This window comes from uncultured Sphingomonas sp., from assembly GCF_964244265.1.
Taxonomy (GTDB): Bacteria; Pseudomonadota; Alphaproteobacteria; order Sphingomonadales; family Sphingomonadaceae; genus Sphingomonas.
The window spans coordinates 34,512-54,006 of the sequence record NZ_CAXTHV010000025.1 but is presented as its reverse complement, the minus strand read 5'-3'; the positions used below and the strand labels follow the sequence as shown (position 1 = coordinate 54,006).

18 protein-coding genes are annotated in these 19,495 nt (G+C 65.4%); 12 read left to right on the top strand and 6 right to left on the bottom strand.

The features are described 5' to 3' along the window. Positions 1–1,850 (bottom strand): carbamoyl-phosphate synthase large subunit (gene carB, locus ACFE7K_RS11410; RefSeq protein ID WP_375398314.1); only part of this gene is annotated, 1,850 nt, incomplete at its 3' end. Positions 1,851–1,907: 57 nt separating this feature from the next. Here carB and ACFE7K_RS11405 point away from each other — a divergent pair. Further along, positions 1,908–2,171 carry a plasmid stabilization protein gene (locus ACFE7K_RS11405; protein WP_375398313.1) on the top strand — a complete coding sequence of 88 codons (264 nt, stop codon included), beginning with the start codon at positions 1,908–1,910 and terminating at the stop codon, positions 2,169–2,171. Beyond that, on the top strand, positions 2,168–2,581 hold the full coding sequence (locus ACFE7K_RS11400) for a PIN domain-containing protein (RefSeq protein WP_375398312.1): 414 nt from the start codon (positions 2,168–2,170) through the stop codon (positions 2,579–2,581). The genes ACFE7K_RS11405 and ACFE7K_RS11400 overlap by 4 nt, the downstream gene beginning before the upstream one ends. A gap of 532 nt (positions 2,582–3,113) precedes the next feature. On the opposite strand, the gene carA is transcribed toward ACFE7K_RS11400, so the two are convergent. Next, on the bottom strand, positions 3,114–4,289 hold the full coding sequence (gene carA, locus ACFE7K_RS11395) for a glutamine-hydrolyzing carbamoyl-phosphate synthase small subunit (RefSeq protein WP_375398316.1): 1,176 nt from the start codon (positions 4,287–4,289) through the stop codon (positions 3,114–3,116). 96 nt (positions 4,290–4,385) lie between these two features. Here carA and ACFE7K_RS11390 point away from each other — a divergent pair, with 96 nt between their 5' ends. The 6 genes from ACFE7K_RS11390 to ACFE7K_RS11365 all read left to right on the top strand — a co-directional run bounded on the left by ACFE7K_RS11390 (position 4,386) and on the right by ACFE7K_RS11365 (position 11,892). Next, a complete protein-coding gene (locus ACFE7K_RS11390) occupies positions 4,386–4,853 on the top strand; it encodes a GatB/YqeY domain-containing protein (protein WP_375398311.1) in 468 nt (155 codons plus the stop codon). 110 nt (positions 4,854–4,963) lie between these two features. Beyond that, positions 4,964–6,805: a DNA primase gene (gene dnaG, locus ACFE7K_RS11385; RefSeq protein ID WP_375398310.1), complete on the top strand. Its 1,842-nt coding sequence runs from the start codon at positions 4,964–4,966 to the stop codon at positions 6,803–6,805. Between the two features lie 16 nt (positions 6,806–6,821). After that, positions 6,822–8,864: an RNA polymerase sigma factor RpoD gene (rpoD, locus tag ACFE7K_RS11380; protein ID WP_375398309.1), complete on the top strand. Its 2,043-nt coding sequence runs from the start codon at positions 6,822–6,824 to the stop codon at positions 8,862–8,864. A 168-nt stretch (positions 8,865–9,032) separates the two neighbouring features. Beyond that, positions 9,033–9,695: a DUF6975 family protein gene (locus ACFE7K_RS11375; protein WP_375398308.1), complete on the top strand. Its 663-nt coding sequence runs from the start codon at positions 9,033–9,035 to the stop codon at positions 9,693–9,695. A gap of 82 nt (positions 9,696–9,777) precedes the next feature. Next, entirely contained in the window at positions 9,778–10,632 is an 855-nt protein-coding gene (locus tag ACFE7K_RS11370) for an AAA family ATPase (protein WP_375398315.1), read from the top strand. Positions 10,633–10,713: 81 nt separating this feature from the next. Then, on the top strand, positions 10,714–11,892 hold the full coding sequence (locus tag ACFE7K_RS11365) for a VWA domain-containing protein (RefSeq protein WP_375398307.1): 1,179 nt from the start codon (positions 10,714–10,716) through the stop codon (positions 11,890–11,892). A gap of 11 nt (positions 11,893–11,903) precedes the next feature. Here ACFE7K_RS11365 and ACFE7K_RS11360 read toward each other — a convergent pair whose 3' ends face one another. The 3 genes from ACFE7K_RS11360 to ACFE7K_RS11350 form a co-directional block, all read right to left on the bottom strand. Next, complete coding sequence (locus tag ACFE7K_RS11360; protein WP_375398306.1) at positions 11,904–12,035, bottom strand: hypothetical protein; 132 nt, start codon at positions 12,033–12,035, stop codon at positions 11,904–11,906. A 121-nt stretch (positions 12,036–12,156) separates the two neighbouring features. Next, a complete protein-coding gene (locus ACFE7K_RS11355) occupies positions 12,157–13,353 on the bottom strand; it encodes an exo-beta-N-acetylmuramidase NamZ domain-containing protein (RefSeq protein WP_375398305.1) in 1,197 nt (398 codons plus the stop codon). Continuing rightward, entirely contained in the window at positions 13,350–14,060 is a 711-nt protein-coding gene (locus ACFE7K_RS11350; protein WP_375398304.1) for a DOMON-like domain-containing protein, read from the bottom strand. The genes ACFE7K_RS11355 and ACFE7K_RS11350 overlap by 4 nt, the downstream gene beginning before the upstream one ends. Between ACFE7K_RS11350 and rimO the strand changes: the two genes are divergently transcribed. The 4 genes from rimO (at position 14,053) to ACFE7K_RS11330 (ending at position 18,596) form a co-directional block, all read left to right on the top strand. Then, a complete protein-coding gene (rimO, locus tag ACFE7K_RS11345; RefSeq protein ID WP_375398303.1) occupies positions 14,053–15,390 on the top strand; it encodes a 30S ribosomal protein S12 methylthiotransferase RimO in 1,338 nt (445 codons plus the stop codon). The two genes, ACFE7K_RS11350 and rimO, sit on opposite strands and share 8 nt — an antisense overlap. Next, a complete protein-coding gene (locus tag ACFE7K_RS11340; RefSeq protein WP_375398302.1) occupies positions 15,387–16,022 on the top strand; it encodes a YiiX/YebB-like N1pC/P60 family cysteine hydrolase in 636 nt (211 codons plus the stop codon). Before rimO ends, ACFE7K_RS11340 begins: the two co-directional genes overlap by 4 nt. A gap of 224 nt (positions 16,023–16,246) precedes the next feature. Beyond that, on the top strand, positions 16,247–17,155 hold the full coding sequence (locus ACFE7K_RS11335) for a hypothetical protein (protein WP_375398301.1): 909 nt from the start codon (positions 16,247–16,249) through the stop codon (positions 17,153–17,155). A 46-nt stretch (positions 17,156–17,201) separates the two neighbouring features. Then, positions 17,202–18,596: a M17 family metallopeptidase gene (locus tag ACFE7K_RS11330; protein WP_375398300.1), complete on the top strand. Its 1,395-nt coding sequence runs from the start codon at positions 17,202–17,204 to the stop codon at positions 18,594–18,596. 40 nt (positions 18,597–18,636) lie between these two features. Here the strand turns inward: ACFE7K_RS11330 and tpiA are convergent, their stop codons facing one another. Then, complete coding sequence (tpiA, locus tag ACFE7K_RS11325; RefSeq protein WP_375398299.1) at positions 18,637–19,380, bottom strand: triose-phosphate isomerase; 744 nt, start codon at positions 19,378–19,380, stop codon at positions 18,637–18,639. Positions 19,381–19,495 lie beyond the last annotated feature (115 nt).

Genomic DNA, 19,495 nt, shown 5'->3' with positions numbered 1-19,495 from the left:
AGCGCGAAACAGGCGTGGCAGCAGCAATAGTCGAACTCGATCCCCTGCCCGATCCGGTTTGGCCCCCCGCCCAGGATGACGATCTTGCGCCGGTCGCTCGGCATCGCCTCGTTTTCGGGTTCGCCGAACATCGGCGCCTCATAGGTCGAGTACATGTACGGCGTGCGCGCCTCGAACTCGGCGGCGCAGGTGTCGATGCGCTTGAACACCGGACGCACGCCGAGCCGGTGGCGCAACGCGCGGACCTCGTCCTCGTTGGTGCCGCCGACCATCGCCTTCGCCGCCTCGTGGATCAGCCCGGAACGCGCCAGATAACGATCGCGCAAGCCCGCCGAGGTCAGCGCCAGATAGGCCAGCCGCTTGTCCGAAAAGCCCATCGCCTTCAGCCGCCGCATCCCCGCGGCGTCCTGCGGCAGGCCGCCGGTCAGCACGTCCTGCTCGGCGGCGACGATCTCGGCGATGCGATCGAGGAACCAGGGGTCGTACCGGGTGATGGCATGGACCTCACCGACGCTCAAGCCTTCGCGCAGCGCCTGCGCCGCCACCAGCAGCCGGTCTGGGGTCGCCACCGCCAGCGCCGCGACGATGTCGTCGCGCGGGGCGTCGACCAAGCGGTCGACGACGTTGAAGCCCGACAGCCCGGTCTCCAGGCCCCGCAGCGCCTTTTGCAGGCTCTCGTGGATGTTGCGGCCGATCGCCATCACCTCGCCGACCGACTTCATCGCGGTCGACAGAATCGGCTCGGCCCCCTTGAACTTCTCGAACGCGAAACGCGGGATCTTGGTCACGACGTAATCGATCGTCGGCTCGAACGATGCCGGCGTCGCGCCGGTGATGTCGTTGACGATCTCGTCGAGCGTATAGCCCACCGCCAGCTTCGCCGCGACCTTGGCGATCGGGAAGCCGGTCGCCTTGGAGGCGAGTGCGGAGGATCGCGAAACGCGCGGGTTCATCTCGATGACGATCAGCCGCCCGTCCTTCGGGTTGACCGCGAACTGCACGTTCGACCCGCCGGTCTCCACGCCGATCTCGCGCAGCACCGCGATGCTCGCATTGCGCATGATCTGATATTCCTTGTCGGTCAGCGTCAGCGCCGGCGCGACGGTGATCGAATCGCCGGTATGCACTCCCATGGGGTCGATATTCTCGATCGAGCAGACGATGATGCAATTGTCCGCGCGGTCGCGGACCACTTCCATCTCATATTCCTTCCAGCCGATCAGCGACTCCTCGATCAGCACCTCGTTGGTCGGCGAGGCGTCCAGGCCCTTGCGGACGATCTCCAGAAATTCATCGCGGTTGTACGCGACGCCACCGCCTGAGCCGCCCATCGTGAAGCTCGGCCGGATGATCGCGGGCAGCCCCGTCACCTCGAGCCCCGCCAGCGCCTCCCCGACCGAATGCGCGATCGCCGAGCGCGCGCTTTCCAGTCCGATCCGGGTCATCGCGTCCTTGAACTTCAGCCGGTCCTCGGCCTTGTCGATCGCCGCGGCGTCCGCGCCGATCATCTGCACGCCGTATTTCGCCAGCGTGCCGTCGTTGAACAGAGCGAGCGCGGTGTTGAGCGCGGTCTGCCCGCCCATCGTGGGCAGGATCGCATCCGGCCGCTCCTGCGCGATGATCTTGCGCACGATCTCGGGCGTGATCGGCTCGACATAGGTTGCGTCGGCCAGCTCGGGATCGGTCATGATCGTCGCCGGATTGGAGTTGACCAGGACGATGCGATACCCCTCCTCGCGCAGCGCCTTGATCGCCTGCGTGCCCGAATAATCGAACTCGCACGCCTGGCCGATGACGATCGGCCCCGCGCCGATGACGAGGATTGAGGAGATGTCGGTACGTTTGGGCATTGTTTATCGCATACTCATTGCATACATTGATTGCATTGCAATCATAGGAGCGTCGTGATGGGCAGCGTTACGATCCGAAATATTGAAGATGCCGTCAAAAAGGGGGCCAAGCTGGTAGCGGCGGCGAATGGCCGGTCGCTGGAGGCCGAGTTGCGCGATCTTCTTCGTCGTACCTATGCCGGTGCGGGCAACGAGCGTGTCGCCCGATTGCGCGCAATGACAGGCAAGGAAGCGGTGGCGCATCTGATTGACCTGGCTGGGGGAGTCGGTCTCGACATTCCCGGGCGCAGGCATGAGGACATCGAGTTTCAGGAACTGTGATCCTGCTCGATACGAATGTCTGGAGCGTCTTGCGAAAGCCGCACGGTCAACAGCGTGTCGCGGATTGGATTGCCGACCGTATGGACGAAATCTGGCTGTCGGTAATCGCGATAGCCGAGATTCGGATGGGCGTTGAAAATCCCAACGCCGTCGCGAAGCGCAATGAGCTGGAGCAATGGCTCGACGACCTTGAAACGTTGTGCGCCGATCGCACGCTTGATTTCGATAGCCGGTCGGCGCACGTTTTTGGTGCGTTGGTCGCCGGTCGCAAATTGCAGAAGCAGGAAACGAAACTGCTCGACCTTCAAATCGCGGCGCAGGCGCTTGCCCACGACTGTCCAGTCGCCACCGGCAATGTTCGGGATTTCGAGTGGACTGGTGCCAAGGTGATCGACCCTTGGGCCGCATGATCGCCTGCGTCCCCGAGTAATCGAACTCGCACGCCTGGCCGATGACGATGGGGCCAGCGCCGATGACGAGGATCGAGGACATGTCGGTGTGTTTGGGCATTATGGAGCACTCTTGGAAAGATTTTTTATCAAACAAGACGGAGATGTAAATTCCATAGCAGCTCCCAGCTACATAGCGAATTTCTGGCTTTGGATAACCGTGTCTAACTTCGAGATTACTTTTATCTTTCCACAACAGAACTATTTTGTCTTCCCCATATGCTCTGAAAGCTTCGTAACTCGTGATCCGGTTGTCAGCTGGTAGCCAAGCAGGACGGACTAAAACAAACCTCATGAGGCTCCCGATCTCTCCGGTTTCTTTATAGGCGACACGCGCGACGAATACCCCATCTGGGGATCTCGCGACTCCGTAAACGTCGTCATTGGAACTGGACAAAATTGAACACGACCAAGGCCAAAAAGATCACTGCGGTCGAAACGATCCGTCTTGACCGAATGTGCCGCCCATGGTCGTCGAACTCATTTGCACTGCTCACTGCAACGATCCCACGAACCGCTCGAACAGATAGAAGCTATCCTGCGGACCCGGGCTCGCTTCGGGGTGGTATTGCACGCTGAAGGCGGGCTTGTCGGTCAGTTCCAGCCCGGCGTTCGAGCCGTCGAACAGCGATACGTGCGTCTCGCGGGCGTTGACGGGGAGGCTGTCGCGTTCCACCGCGAAGCCGTGGTTCATGCTGGTGATCTCGACCGCACCGTCCGCCAGCCGCTTGACCGGATGATTGGCGCCGCGATGGCCCTGAAACATCTTGGTCGTCTGCGCGCCCACGGCCAGGGCGAGCAATTGGTGCCCCAGGCAGATGCCGAACAACGGGATATTGGTCTCCAGCAACTGGCGGATCACCGGCACCGCATATGCGCCGGTCGCGGCGGGATCACCCGGGCCGTTCGACAGAAAGATACCGTCGGGCTGCAGCGCCATTACCTGATCGAAAGTAGCGGTCGCGGACACCACCGATACCTCAGCACCAGCCTTAACTAAATTACGAAAGATGTTGACTTTGCTTCCATAATCTATTGCCACCACATGGGGGCGCCGGCGTTGGCCCCCGTGAACTTCCGTGTCCTTTGGGTGTCCGGACCCGAGCCGCCACACGCCGCCTTCCCAGCGGTAACCGGCCTTGGTCGATACGGCGATGGCCAGGTCCATTCCCTCCAGACCCGGCCATGCCCGCGCCATCTCCAGCAGCAACGGCACGTCGAACCGTCCGTCCGCCGCGTGCGCGATCACGCCGTTTGGCGCCCCGCCGGTCCTGATCCGCCGGGTCAGCGCGCGTGTATCGATCCCCGCCAGGCCGATCCGCGCATGGCGCTTCATCCACTCGTCGAGCCGTTCGGTGCTGCGAAAGCTCGATGGCGCGGTCACGTCCTCGCGCACGATCATGCCCAGCGCATGCGGCCCGTCGGCTTCGACGTCGTCGGGGTTCGCGCCGACATTGCCGATATGGGGAAAGGTGAAGGTGATGATCTGGCCAGCGAACGACGGGTCGGTCATGATCTCCTGGTATCCGGTCATCGCGGTGTGGAAGCAGACTTCTCCCACCGCCTGCCCTTCCGCCCCGAAGCCGCGGCCCCATACGACCTCGCCGCTCGCCAGGACGAGGACGCCGGTCGCTCCATCAGGCGCAGGAAAAGGCTTGGCGTCGGCCATTGCGGGCGGGCACTCCATGAACAGTCTGCGATGTCGCTAAGGGGCGGCGGCTAGACCCCCTCCCCTCCCGCGTCAACACCGGCTAGACTTCCGCTTATGATTCGAGATGACATCAAAGCTGCCCAGATCGCCGCCATGAAGGCCGGCGACAAGGAATCCCGCAACGCGATCAGCCTGATCCAGTCGGCGATCAAGAACCGCGACATCGAGGCACGCGCGCCTCAGTCGAGGGAGGGCAAGGCGCCCGACGACGACGACGTGCTGGTCGTCGAGGTGCTCCAGAAGCTGGTGAAGCAGCGCCGCGAATCGATCGACATGTACGTGCGTGGCGGCCGCCAAGAGCTCGCCGATGCGGAAAGTCGCGAGGTCTCGGTGATCGAACGCTTTCTGCCGCAGCAGATGAGCGAAGTGGAGACGAAAACCGCGATCGAGGCGATCAAGGCCGAACTCGGCGCCACCGGCATGAAGGACATGGGGCGCGTAATGGCGGAGCTGAAGGCGCGGCATGCGAGCACGCTCGACATGAGCAAGGCGAGCGCGGCGGTGAAGGCGGCATTGGCTTAGGTGAGTGATGAGCCTCCCAACGGTCCGGGCGCCCACCCCCCGTCCCCCTCCCGCGAACGTGAGGGGGACAATAGTCAGCATATCGCAAGCGAGAGGGGGAGCAAAAGGCCATGACGCTCACCCCCGCCTTCCTCGACGAACTGCGCGCGCGTACGCTGCTGTCGGCGCTGGTCGGCAAGACCACCAAGCTCACCAAGGCGGGGCGCGAGTTCAAGGGGTGCTGCCCGTTCCACAACGAGAAGACGCCCAGCTTCTACGTCAATGACGACAAGGGCTTCTACCATTGCTTCGGCTGTTCGGCGCATGGCGATGCGATCCGCTGGATGACCGAGCAGCGCGGCTTGCCGTTCATCGACGCAGTCAGGGAATTGGCGCAGGCGGCGGGGCTGGAAATGCCGGCGCAGGACCGCCAGTCGGCCGAGCGCGCCGAACGGACCAGGGGCCTGCACGAGGCGATGGCCGATGCCGCGTCGTTCTTTACCGAGCAGCTGAACGGTATCGCCGGCGCCGAGGCGCGCGCGCTGCTCGATCGGCGCGGTGTGTCGGCGGCGACCGCGCGCGCCTTCGGGCTGGGATATGCCCCCGACACCCGCGGACGACTGCGCACGGCGCTGAAGGGGTATGGCGACCCGCTGCTGGTGGAGGCCGGGCTGCTGATCCAGGTCGAGGAAAAGGAACCGTACGACCGGTTCCGTGGCCGGCTGATGATCCCGATCCGCGATCCGCGCGGCCGCGTGATCGCCTTTGGCGGGCGGGTGATCGGAAACGCGGAACCAAAGTACCTCAACTCGCCCGACACCCCGCTGTTCGACAAGGGCCGCACGCTCTACAACCTCGATCGCGCGGCGCCGGCCAGCCGCAAGGCCGGCCGGATGATCGTCGTCGAAGGCTATATGGATGCGATCGCGCTCGCACAGGCGGGCTATGACGAAGTGGTCGCGCCGCTGGGCACCGCCTTGACCGAGGCGCAGCTCGAGCGGCTGTGGCGCCTCTCCGACGTGCCGGTCCTGTGCTTCGACGGCGATGCCGCCGGCCAGAAGGCGGCGGCGCGCGCCGCGCTTCGTGCGCTACCCGGGCTGGCGCCGGGCCGCAGCCTGTCCTTCGCGACCCTGCCCGAGGGGCTGGACCCGGACGATCTGGTCCGGACGCGCGGGCCGACCGCGTTCGAGGGAGTGCTGCACGGAACCCAGCCGCTGGTCGACCGCCTGTGGGCGCATGAATTGGCGGCCGAGCCGGTCGATACGCCCGAGCAGCGTGCCGGGCTCAAGCGCCGTTTGTCGGACCATGCGGCGACGATCGCCGATACCAATGTCCGCGATGAATATCTCGCCGAGTTCCGCCGCCGCTGCGACGACATGTTCGCGCCGCCGCCGCGCCGGCTTACCGAGCGTCGGACGCCGGGCACGAAATGGACCCCGCCCCTGCCGCCGGTCACCGCGGCGGCCAAGGCGGTACGCGTTGCGGGGATCGATCGCGTGCTCGCCAAGGCGGTGCTGGCGGGGCTTATCCGTCACCCGGCCGAAATCGCCCGCCATGTCGAGGTGCTGGGCGGCCTGAAGCTGGTCGACGGCGCGCTGGGGCGGCTGTTCGCGGCGGTGGTCGATCTCGCGCTGGAGGACCGGGCGCTTGATAGCGACCGATTGCGCACCATATTGGCGAGCTCCGGTTTCGACCAGGTTGCCGGGGACCTGCTGAGGGCGGATCGCATGCCGTACAGCTTCACCACGGAGACGACCGATCCGGCCCGAGCCAGTGCGGACCTGGACGAGGCGATCGCGATCCTGATCACGCGGCCCGAAATCGACGCCGCGCTGGCGGAGGCAACGTCGGACGAGGCGACCTTGTCGGAGAGCGCGTTCACCCGGCAGGTGGAACTGCTGCACGAACAGCGCGCGTTGGAAGCACGGCTTGCAAATCTGGTGCAGGCAAACGAAGACGCGAAAAGCGGCTGATACCCGAGGGCGATTGATGGCGAAGACGAACGGCAGCGGCGGCAATGGTGGCGACGAGACGCTGGAGGTGGGCGACGCGCCGCTGATCGACATGAACGATGCTTCGGTCAAGAAGGTGATCGCGCGCGCCAGGAAGCGCGGCTACATCACCTATGACCAGCTCAACGAGGCGCTGCCCCAGGGTGAAATGTCGTCCGACCAGATCGAGGACATTACCTCGGCGTTGAGCGAGATGGGCATCAACATCGTCGAGAATGACGAGCAGGGCGAGGAAGGCGAGGAGCCGGCCAAGGAAGAGGAGGACGTCGATCCGGTCGATCCGGCCGAGGACGCCGCCCCTGCGCTCGAGACCAAGAAGAAGGAGACGGTGGATCGTACCGACGATCCCGTCCGCATGTACCTGCGCGAGATGGGCGCGGTCGAACTGCTCAGCCGCGAGGGCGAGATTGCCATCGCCAAGCGGATCGAGGCCGGCCGCGACACGATGATCCTGGGCCTGTGCGAATCGCCGATCACCTTCAACGCGATCATCGACTGGTCGACCGCGCTCAACGAAGGCAGCATGCAGCTGCGCGAGATCCTCGACCTCGACGCGATGCTGTCCAAGGGGCCGTCCGCCGAACAGGTTGCGGGCGCAGAGGACGACGATTCGGGAGAAATCAGCGAGAAGACCGCCGGTGCCAGCTTCAAGGAGGAGGAAGAACCCGAGGAGGTCCAGGCCCCGGCAGACGACGAAGAGGACATGACCGAGCGCCGAGCGCCGCGCATTTCCGACGACGAGGAGGAGGACAATACCCTCAGCCTCGCCCAGATGGAGGAGCAGCTCAAGCCGCTTGCCTTGGAGCGGTTCGCCAACATCACGGCAATCTACAAGAAATTCTCCAGGATGCAGGGCAGCCGGCTGGACCAGATGGGCGCCGGTGGCGAGCTGTCGACGTCCGAAGAGCGCAAGTACCAGAAACTGCGCGAGGACCTGACGGCCGAGGTCGAGGCGGTGCAGTTCCACCAGGCCAAGATCGATTTCCTGGTCGACCAGCTCTACAGCTTCAACCGCCGGCTGACCGCGCTCGGCGGCCAGATGCTGCGGCTGGCCGAGCGTCACAAGGTAGCGCGCGCCGATTTCCTCAACCGCTATGTCGGGCACGAACTCGACGAGAGCTGGCTGGCAACGGTCGGCGGAATCGACAAGAAATGGGCGGCGTTCAGCACCAATGAGGCGGCGGCGGTCGACCGCATCCGAATCGAGATCAGCGAGATCAGCCAGCAGACCGGCATGGCGCTTGGCGAGTTCCGCCGCATCGTCAACATGGTGCAGAAAGGCGAGCGCGAGGCGCGCATCGCCAAGAAGGAGATGGTCGAGGCCAATCTCCGCCTGGTCATCTCGATCGCCAAGAAATACACCAACCGGGGCTTGCAGTTCCTCGACCTGATCCAGGAAGGCAATATCGGCCTGATGAAGGCGGTCGACAAGTTCGAATATCGCCGCGGCTACAAATTCTCGACCTACGCGACCTGGTGGATTCGTCAGGCGATCACGCGCAGCATTGCAGATCAGGCAAGAACGATCCGCATTCCGGTGCACATGATCGAGACGATCAACAAGCTGGTCCGCACCAGCCGACAGTTCCTCCACGAGCAGGGCCGCGAGCCCACGCCGGAGGAAATGGCCGAGCGCCTGAGCATGCCGCTCGAGAAGGTCCGCAAGGTGATGAAGATCGCCAAGGAACCGATCTCCCTGGAGACGCCGATCGGCGACGAGGAGGATAGCCACCTCGGTGATTTCATCGAGGACAAGAACGCGGTAATCCCGGTCGACGCCGCGATCCAGGCCAACCTCAAGGAAACCGTCACGCGGGTGCTGGCGAGCCTCACCCCGCGCGAGGAGCGTGTGCTGCGGATGCGCTTCGGCATCGGCATGAACACCGATCACACGCTGGAGGAGGTCGGCCAGCAGTTCAGCGTGACGCGCGAGCGGATTCGACAGATCGAGGCGAAGGCGCTCCGGAAGCTGAAGCATCCGAGCCGCTCGCGCAAAATGCGGTCGTTCCTGGATCAATGACGGAAAGCTGTCCGCGACCTGTGCGACCTGGCGGATCCGCCAGGCGGCGCTGCAATGCAACAAATGTCGTGGCCGCTAACCCCGTCTTTACGGGGCTGGTATATTCCCTTGCCGTACAAGTCGCCACCTGTCCGATCGGGTCATGGGGGGCGATCGCGGGGATTTGTCTTGGGCGAAAACGATTCAGCAAAGGACCGGGATGCGGGATGGAACGCCCTGGTCGCGCTGGTCGATGCGGATGGCGGCGAACGTCACGACTTCGTCGCCGCCATGCGCGCGCGGCAGGCAGCCACGAGCGACCTGGCCGACACCGTCCACCTGCTATGTGCGCTGCACGGTCGCCATCCGGGCCTGATCGATCATGCCGCCGCTCATTGTCGGGATGAACGGATAGCGTCGTGGCTGCGCGATGCCGCCGCGACCTTTGCCGGAGAACGGGCTTTCCTGGCGCGGTTGACCGCGGCGGCGGGGCCGATTCCCTCGACGCCGGGCCAGGCCGAGTGCGAGGCGGCGGTGGCCGTTCAGCGTCACGCGCTCGACATGCTGGCGCAGTCCGACCGTAACGGCACCGCGGTCGGCGCGGTATTCGCGCTACTGCTCGACTGGCGGGCGATCCGTGGCGTGCTCGACGCCGCCGCGACGCGCGCTGGGCTGATGCCGCCACCGATGCCGCTGCCCGACGTTGAGGAAATCGCGCGCGCGGCGACGCTGGCGCCGCCGCCTCCCTCGGTCGAGCGCGCCATGTGCTTCGGCGCCCAGCAGCTGCTCGCCCAGCATCGAGCCTTGTGGGACCTCGCCGAGGCGCGCCACTGCGCCCGCGATCGCGCCTGACCAAGGAGCTTCCAACGCTTGCACCCCGGCGCACAAGCACCGTATCGGTCCTCGCGATTCCAGGCAATCGGGGACGACGATGATTCGGTTCGAAGGTACGCAAGGCTATGTCGCGACCGATGACCTGAAGGTCGCGGTGAATGCCGCGGTCACGCTGCGCCGCCCGTTGCTGGTCAAGGGCGAGCCCGGCACCGGCAAGACCGTGCTGGCGCACGAAATCGCCGCCGCCGTCGGCGCGCCGCTGATCCAATGGAACGTCAAGTCCACGACCAAGGCGCAGCAGGGCCTGTATGAATATGACGCCGTCGCCCGGCTGCGCGATGGCCAGTTGGGCGACGCCCGGGTCCACGACATCGCCAACTATATCCGCCGCGGTAAATTGTGGGACGCGTTCACCGCCCCCGAGCTGCCGGTCCTGCTGATCGACGAGATCGACAAGGCCGACATCGAATTCCCCAACGACCTGCTGCAGGAGCTCGACCGAATGAGCTTCGACGTCTACGAGACGAAGGAGACGATCGCGGCCAGGGAGCGGCCGATCGTCGTCATCACCAGCAATAATGAAAAGGAGCTGCCCGACGCGTTTCTGCGCCGCTGCTTCTTTCACTATATAAAATTTCCCGACCGCGACACGATGCGGCGTATCGTCGACGTCCATTTCCCCGGCATCCAGAAGATCCTGGTGTCAAAGGCGATGGACATATTCTACGACGTCCGCGAGGTGCCGGGCCTCAAGAAGAAACCATCGACCAGCGAACTGCTCGACTGGCTCAAGCTCCTCCTTCACGAGGATTTGCCGCTCGACATACTCCAGAACCGCGACCCGACCAAGGCGATCCCGCCGCTCCACGGCGCGCTGCTCAAGAACGAACAGGACGTGATGCTGTTCGAGCGGCTGGCGTTCATGGCCAGGCGGCAGGCGACAAGGGCTGATTGACGCGGATTCTTGCCATTTTTCGGGCGTCTCGCTGCCGCGCCGGAGCCACGTTATGGAACTTTGCCGCGGCGGACATGACCGATGTTCCTGAACTTCCTCGACGAGCTTCGCAGCGCCGGCATTCCGGCCAGCCTGAAGGAGCACCTTCTCCTGCTCGAAGCGCTCGACCGCGAGGTAATCGAGCGCACGCCGGAGGATTTCTATTACCTCAGCCGGGCCATTTACGTAAAGGACGAGGGGCTGCTCGACCGTTTCGACCAGGTATTTGCCAAGGTATTTCGCGGGATCGCCACGTCCTATGGCACCGCGCCGGCCGAGGTCCCTGCCGATTGGCTGAAGGCGGTCGCCGAAAAATTCCTGACTCCCGAGGAGATGGACCGGATCAAGACTCTCGGCTCCTGGGACGAAATCATGGAAACGCTGAAGAAGCGCCTCGCCGAACAGGAAAAGCGCCACCAAGGTGGCAGCAAGTGGATCGGCACCGGCGGCACGTCGCCGTTCGGCAATTCGGGGTACAACCCTGAAGGCGTGCGGATCGGCGGAGAATCGAAGCACGGCCGGGCGATCAAGGTGTGGGAGCAGCGCGACTTCAGGAACCTCGACAGCACGCGCGCGCTCGGTACGCGCAACATCAAGATCGCGCTGCGGCGACTGCGCAAGTTCGCGCGGGATGGGGCCGCCGACGAGCTCGATATCGACGCGACGATCGACGGCACCGCGCGCCAGGGCTGGCTCGACGTCCGCATGCGCGCGGAGCGGCGCAACGCGGTCAAGCTCCTCCTCTTCCTCGACGTCGGCGGATCGATGGATCCGTTCGTCAAGCTGGTCGAGGAGCTGTTCTCGGCGGCGACAACCGAGTTCAAGAACCTCGAATTCTTCTACTTCCATAATTGCCCGTACGAGAGCGTGTGGAAGGACAATCGCCGCCGATCCGCCGAGCGCACGCCGACGTGGCACGTTCTCCACAAGTTCGGGCACGACTATAAGCTGGTGCTGGTTGGCGATGCGAGCATGAGCGCGTACGAGATCATGCAGGCTGGCGGATCGGTCGAGCATTTCAACGCGGAAGCCGGCGCGGTGTGGCTGCAACGGCTGGTCAATACCTATCCGGCGGCGGTCTGGCTAAACCCGATCGGCGAGGAGCAATGGCGCCATTCGCCCTCGGTGCGGATCATCCGCGACCTCATGGGCGACCGCATGTTCCCGCTGACGTTGGCGGGTCTCGACGCCGCCATGCGCGAACTGATGCGAAAGCGGTGACGCGCCCCGCTTTATCCGTTCAGCCGCGTCAGCCGCGCCTGAAATTGCGCGGCAAGCGCTAGCCGCCGATCGCGCGCCTCGACGGTGACGGCGTGGCGCGCGGCGACCAACTCCTGGCTGGCGCGGCGCCGATAATAGCCCATGTCCGATTCCATGCGAATCCCCCCGATCCAGATTGCGTCATTTATGCAACCACTTGCCCATTGCTTATGCACCCGTTTTGGGACGGGAGGATAGCCGGCCGGGACAAGCCGTTGATCCAGGTCAATATATCGCCGATTCATGCATCGACTCGCGCCATGCTGCCTCATCCTCGAAGACGGTATCTTCCAGATCGTGTGGGCCCGCCGCCGAATCGTCGACCCATGCACGCAGCCCGGGACCGCCGTTGATGACGTCTATGGCCAGCTTGCCGAATTCATATTCATAGGCGAAATCGCGCCATAGGTCGTAACCGGGATGCAGTGCGCGGATCGCCTTGAATGCCAGTGCCTGCACCCGCCATGGCCGGAATGCGTGATGGTCATAGCCGGGACCTTCGGCATGGACGAACACGCCGCTGCACAATCGCCCGGCATGCTTGTGGAAGGTCGGCTGAAACCAGATATCACGCAACGTGCAGCCGGCCAGCCAAGGAGGCGCGATCCGGTGCATCTCGGCGATAATGGTCCTGGCGTCGATGTCGGGCGCGCCGAACAGCTCCAGCGGGCGCGTGGTGCCACGTCCCTCGCTCAGCGTCGTGCCCTCGAGCATCACCGTGCCCGCATAGGCGCGCGCCATGTTGACATTGGCGGCATTGGGGCTCGGGTTGATCCACACGCGATCCGCCGGCCAGCCGAAGCCCGGCGCTGTCTCGGGCGCCCAGCCCTCCATCGCGATCACCCGATAATCCACATCAAGCCGGAAATGGTCAACGAACCAATGGCCGAGTTCGCCCAGCGTCAGGCCATGCCGCATCGGCATCGGACCGGCGCCCACGAAACTCTCCCAGCCGGGCGTGAGCTTCATCCCCTCGACGGGGCGCCCCGCCGGGTTGGGCCGGTCGAGAACCCAAACCGACTTGCCGTGCGCCGCGGCGGCCTCCAGCACATAGAGGAGCGTTGTAACGAAAGTATAGATTCGACAGCCAACATCCTGCAAATCCACCAGCATCACGTCGAACGTCCCCAGCGACTGGCCAGTCGGGCGACGCACTTCGCCATACAGGCTGAACACCGGCGTGCGATAAACGGGGTCGGTGAAGTCGGGCGACTCCATCATGTTGTCCTGCAGGTCGCCGCGCACACCGTGCTGCGGACCGAATATGGCGGAGACGTTGAGCCCGGCGGCCACTAGCGCGTCGAGGCTATGGGTAAGGTCGGCGGTGACCGAGGCGGGATGCGCGAGCAACGCGACGCGCTTGCCCTCCAGCGGCTTACGCAAATCGGGCTCGGCGAGGAGGCGATCGATCCCGAATTTCATGGCGCGTCAGGTGCCGGGAGGCGCGCGGTAAAGCAATCCGGATTGTGGAAATCGGGTGGCCCGGGCGGGTGGGCAAGCGCCCAATAGGACTTGGTGCCGTCCGTTCCCTCGATGACGGCGGTGAGGCCCACGTTGCCCAAACCGCTGGCGGCCAGGAGTTTCAGGTCAAGCCAAGCCGTGAGCGAGTATCGCGCATCATCACCCTGGACATAGTCACCCTCGACATCGATGCTGGGTACCGGCAAGAAGACTGGCTGCATACCTTCACGATACCCCTCAAAGTGATAGGCAGCGTAATGTCGCGACGGTGAAAAGTTGAATTCGAAATAACCGGCATCGATCGCGAAAAATGCCTCGAAGCATGTGTGCCGCCATAATTCGTCCTGGCGTCCTGGCGACGTTACGGACGGCAACAAAATACTCCCGACCGAGCCAACGATAACATATTGGATCTTGAGCACGTCTGCACCGACAAGCGTCATCTTGCTTCCAACGCGCAACGCATGCGCAGGCGAGTCGGGATGCGCAATCAACGCGTGTTTCTTCACTCGCGGCACCCAACCTCCGTTCGGGCTGAGCTTGTCGAGGCCCTGTCCTGCTTTAAGATAAATAGAAAGGCAGCCGTTCGACAAGCTCAGGGCGAACGGATGGGGAATGGGTAGAAAACTTCTCCCGCTTCCCGTATGCCCGCTTGCTCCCATGGCCACCAAACTTCCCTCCCCGCCGCGTGTCGGCATGGTGTCGCTCGGCTGTCCGAAGAACCTCGTCGACAGCGAACGTATTCTCACCAAGCTGCGCGCCGACGGCTACCGGATGTCCTCGGATTATGCCGGCGCCGACGTCGTGCTGGTCAACACCTGCGGCTTTCTGGATTCCGCCAAGGAGGAGAGCCTCGACGTGATCGGCGAAGCGATCGCCGAAAACGGCCGCGTCATCGTCACGGGCTGCATGGGCAAGGAGGCGCAGGTCATCCGTGATCGCTTCCCGCAAGTGCTGGCGGTCACCGGCGCGCATCAATATGAGGAGGTGGTCGGTGCGGTGCACGCGGCGGCGCCGATGCCGCCCAGCGCGTTCCTCGACCTCGTCCCCGACACCGGCCTGAAGCTCACCCCGCGCCACTACAGCTATCTGAAGATTTCGGAGGGCTGCAACCACCGCTGCGCCTTCTGCATCATTCCCAGCCTGCGCGGCGACCTGGTCAGCCGCCGCCCCGACGCGATCCTGCGCGAGGCGGAAAAGCTGGTGGCGGCGGGAACGAAGGAACTGCTGGTCATCAGCCAGGACACCTCCGCCTACGGCGTCGACATCCGCAATGAACCCCGACAATGGAAGGATCGCGAGGTGCGCCCGCACATGACCGATCTCGCCCGTGAGCTCGGGCGGATCGCGCCGTGGGTGCGGCTCCATTACGTCTACCCCTACCCGCATGTCGACCAGGTCATCCCGCTGATGGCCGAGGGGTTGATCCTCCCCTATCTCGACATCCCGTTCCAGCATGCCAGCCGCAACGTCCTCAAGCTGATGAAGCGCCCCGCCAACGAGGCCAGGGTGCTCGAACGCATCCATGCGTGGCGGAGGATCTGTCCCGACATCGCGATCCGCTCGACCTTCGTCGTCGGCTTCCCCGGCGAGACCGAGGCCGATTTCCGGTATCTGCTTGACTGGCTTGACGAGGCACAGCTCGACCGCGTCGGCGCGTTCCGCTTCGAACCCGTCGAGGGCGCCGCCGCCAATGCGCTGCCCGACCATGTGCCGGAGGCGCTGAAGGAAGAACGCTACGCCCGGATCATGGAGAAGACCGCGGCGATCAGCGCGGCCAAGCTCGCCGCCAAGGTCGGACGAACATTCAATGTGATCGTTGACGAGGTCGATGAAGAAGGCCGCGCCACGGGCCGCTCCTCCGCGGATGCGCCCGATATCGACGGATCGGTATTCCTGCGCGACGCCGGCGGCCTGCGCGTCGGCGACATCGTGCCAGTGGTGATCGAGGATGCCGACGATCACGATCTCTACGGCGCGCCCGACCTTGCCCGATGAGCGTCCCGGCCTCCGCCCTCACCGATTTGCCGTCACAGGACTATGCCGCGCTTCGCAACATGGTGCAGACCGGCGACATTGCCCTGGCATCCGGTTCGGCGTTGTTCTCGCGCGCGATCCGCATCGCCACCGCCAGCCCATGGAGCCATGTCGCGATCATCGTCAAAATCGCCGGCTTCGATTCGGCGATGGTGATGGAGGCGGTCGAGAAGGTCGGCGTGCGGATGGTACCGCTCAGCCGTTTCGTGCTGGAGGATTCGTCGCATCACCGACCGTTTCCGGGCGATATCGTGATCGCCCGTCATGACCGGTTCGCCGAACTGGCGACGCCCGAACGGATCGATGCAATGATCGAATTCGCCATCGACCGGCTCGGTTCGCCGTTCCAGGCGAGCGAAATGGCCAAGATCGGCCTGCGCGTCGCGGCCGGCTGGTTCGGGGTGATGATGCCGCGCGCTCTCGAATCGGATGACGAGTTCATCTGCTCGGAATATGTCGCGCGCTGCTACGACCATGTCGGGATCACCATCCCGTGGAACCATCACGGCTTCATCGCACCGGCCGACTTTGCCGGCGATCCGCATATCCAGGCCGTTGCGCGCGTCTCGCGAACCCCTTTTCCCGCCACCTGATCCTGCCGCCGGTCCTCGTCCCGTTACGGGACGAACGGCATCTTTGCCCCGCAGGCATGATGGCATACCGTTCGCTCATGCGCCCGTGCCACGACCTATCTTCCCGTCCGGGGTGGCGCCGCACCTGGCCTTGGCTGGCGGCTTTATCCGCGCTGCTCGCGGTCTCGCCGATCATGCCGTTTCGGGCGCATGCCCGAACCGACGTCCCGTCGCCGCCGGGCCGGATGATCGTGACCCCGGTCGATCCGCTGACGCTGGCCAGCGAGGACTTCGTCCGCCTGCGCATTCCCGGGCTGTGGGACGGGCTGACGGTCAGCCGCATCGAGTTTCGCGACGGCCGCGCCTTTTGGCGCGCCTATCGCATCGCCAATGCCCGACGGCCGGACGGCCCGTTGTGGTTCGTGCCGCATGACGACGAGAATGCCGCGTTCGAGGCGGCGGTCGGCGCGGTGCGGTCATGGGGCGGCGTCCTGATCGCGGTCGAGGAGGCGCGGTCGGTCAACGCGCCCGATACGCGCGAGAATGGCGACGTCGCCCTGGGCCTGCCGATCGACCCCAACCGTAATTTCCGCGACGATCAGCCGGATTATGCCGGCGCGATGCTGGCCGATCTCGGCGATCCGGCGCGGATGATCATCGCGCTGCATACCAATGCGCCGGGATTCGGCGCCGGCGCCAGTTCGCCACAATGTCCCCCCGACGATGCGGGCGGGCGGGGCGAGATCTCCATCCTGGTGTGCAACGATACCTATCGGCCGCGCCGTTCGGTGCGCCGGGACTGGCCGTTCGACGATACCGACAGCGTGGCGATCGTCCCTTATAGGCGCGGGGGCGCCCCGTATGACGCCTTCTGCGCGCGGCGGCTGGTCGCGGCCGACATGAACGTCCAGTTCGAACGCGTGGTTTCGTCCGACGGGTCGCTATCCAATTATGCCGTCACGCGCAGGCTGCCCTATCTCAACCTGGAGACGCGTGACCGGGGCAGCGACGCTTATGGCATGGCCGACGCCCGCAACCGGATGACGCGGATGATCGATCTGGTCATGATGCAATGCGCCAGCATCGCGGGGGTCGAGCTGCGCGCCCCGCCCCCCGCAATCCCCAGGAAACCGGCCAGGCGACGACGCCGGTAAGCCGTCAGGGTAGCGCACGCCGGCCCGGCCGCTATGGTAGCGCCCGATGAGCGACTTCACCGCCCTGCTCCAGCCCAATCGCGGCCAGCCCGCGCGGTCTATCGAGCTCGTCAGTCCCGACGCCTTTGCCAGCTGGCTGGCGGCGCAGTCGCCACGCATTCGCGCGTTGCTCGCCGCCGCGCGGGTGACGGGCAAGGCCGGCAATCGCGCGATCCTGCCCGGAGAGCCCGCAGAGGATTGGTCGACATTATTGGTTTGCGACGAGGATGAGGGCTCGCCATGGCGCATCGCTGCGCTGGCCGAGACCCTGCCCGAAGGATGCTATCGGCTCAAAGCGGGCGCGGTGGGCGCGGCCGGGCTGGGATGGCTGCTCGCCCAGCACCGTTTCGACCGCTATCGGAAGGATGACGCCGCCGCCAGCGGCCCGCGCGTGCTGGTGACCGGCGAACCCGCCACCATCGCGCCGACGCTGGCGCTGGCGCTGGCGACCGCGACGGTTCGCGACATGGTCAACACGCCGTCGGCCGACATGGGACCCGCCGAGCTGGAGGCGGCGGCCGAGGCGCTCGCCGCCCGGCATGGCGGCACGCTGACGGTGCTGCGCGGCGATGCGCTGGAACGGGGCTGTCCGATGATCCATGCGGTCGGCCGCGCCGCTGTCAGGCATCGCGCGCCGCGCCTGATCGAGCTGGTCTGGGGCAGGCCGGGCGACCGCCGCGTCGCGATCGTGGGCAAGGGCGTGTGCTTCGATTCGGGCGGTCTCGACATCAAGCCTTCGGCGGGCATGCGGCTGATGAAGAAGGACATGGGCGGCGCCGCGCATGCGCTGGCGCTGGCCGAGCTGGCAATGACCGCGCGGCTGCCGATCAGGCTCCACCTGCTGATCCCGGCGGTCGAGAATGCGATATCGGGCGACGCCTTCCGCCCCGGCGACGTGCTCGGCACGCGCCAGGGGCTGACCGTCGAGAACACCAATACCGATGCCGAAGGGCGGCTGGTGCTGGGCGATGCGCTGACCCGTGCCGGCGAGGAGCAACCGGAGCTGGTGATCGACTTCGCCACGCTGACCGGCGCGGCGCGGGTCGCGCTCGGCCCCGATCTGCCGGCGACCTTCGCCAACGACGATGCGCTGGCCGATGCGTTGCTGGCGGCCGGCCGCGACGTCCGCGATCCGTTGTGGCGGCTGCCTTTATGGGACGGCTATGACGACATGCTCAAGTCGGACATCGCCGACCTGGTCAATTCGGCCGAGGGCGGGTTTGCCGGGGCGATCACCGCGGCTTTGTTCCTGCGACGGTTCGTGCCCGCGGGGGCGCAATGGGCGCATCTCGACACCTTTGCCTGGCGCCCCACAGCCAGGCCAGGCCGGCCCAGGGGCGGCGAGGCGCTCGGTCTGCGCGCGGCGTGGGAGATGCTCAAAGGGCGATACGCGCCACGTTGAGCGAACCGGCGCCGCCTGGCTCAGCCAGGCTGAGCCGGAATTAGGCCGCCCCGGCCTCGATGATCGGCACGAACTTCGCCGCGGTCAGGCTGGCGCCGCCGACCAGCGCGCCGTCGACATCGTCTGCGCCCAGCAGTTCGCGCGCATTGTCCGGCGTGACCGACCCGCCATAGAGCAGTCGCATCCTGACCGCCTCATCACCGATCAGCACGGCTAGTTTGGCGCGGATCGCACCATGGATCGCTGCGACATCGGCCACCGTCGGCGTCCGCCCCGTACCGATCGCCCAGACCGGCTCATACGCGATCGACAGCCAGTCCGCGGCGGCGCCGTCGGGCAGCGAGCCGGCGATCTGCCCCGTCACGACCGACTCGGCGTCGCCCGCGTCGCGCTCGGCCAGCGTCTCGCCGACGCACAGGATCGCGCCGATCCCGGCACGGCGCGCAGCCGCCGCCTTGCCCTTGACGTCGGCGTCGCTTTCCTGCTGGTCGGCGCGTCGCTCGGAATGGCCGACGATGGTGAAGGTGGCGCCCGCCGCGGCAACCATTTCGGCCGAGATACAACCGGTGTGCGCGCCCGACGCGGCCATGTGGACGTCCTCCGCGCCGATCGCCAGCGCCGGCACGCGCTGGGCGGCGGGCGCGATCAGCGTCGCCGGCACCGCAATCGCGACATCGACCCCCGGCGCGTGCGCCGCCGCGGCGGCGATGCCGTCCAGCTCGGCCAATGCCGCCACGCTGCCGTTCATCTTCCAATTGCCGGCGATCAGCTTGCGTCGCGCCATCATGGTCCCCCGTGCGTCATGCCTCTCCGATAACGCCTGCCGCCCCTGGCGCAACCCGCGCGGCTTGATGCCGCCGGACACTCGACCTAAAGCGAGCCCCTCGCCTTCCACCAGA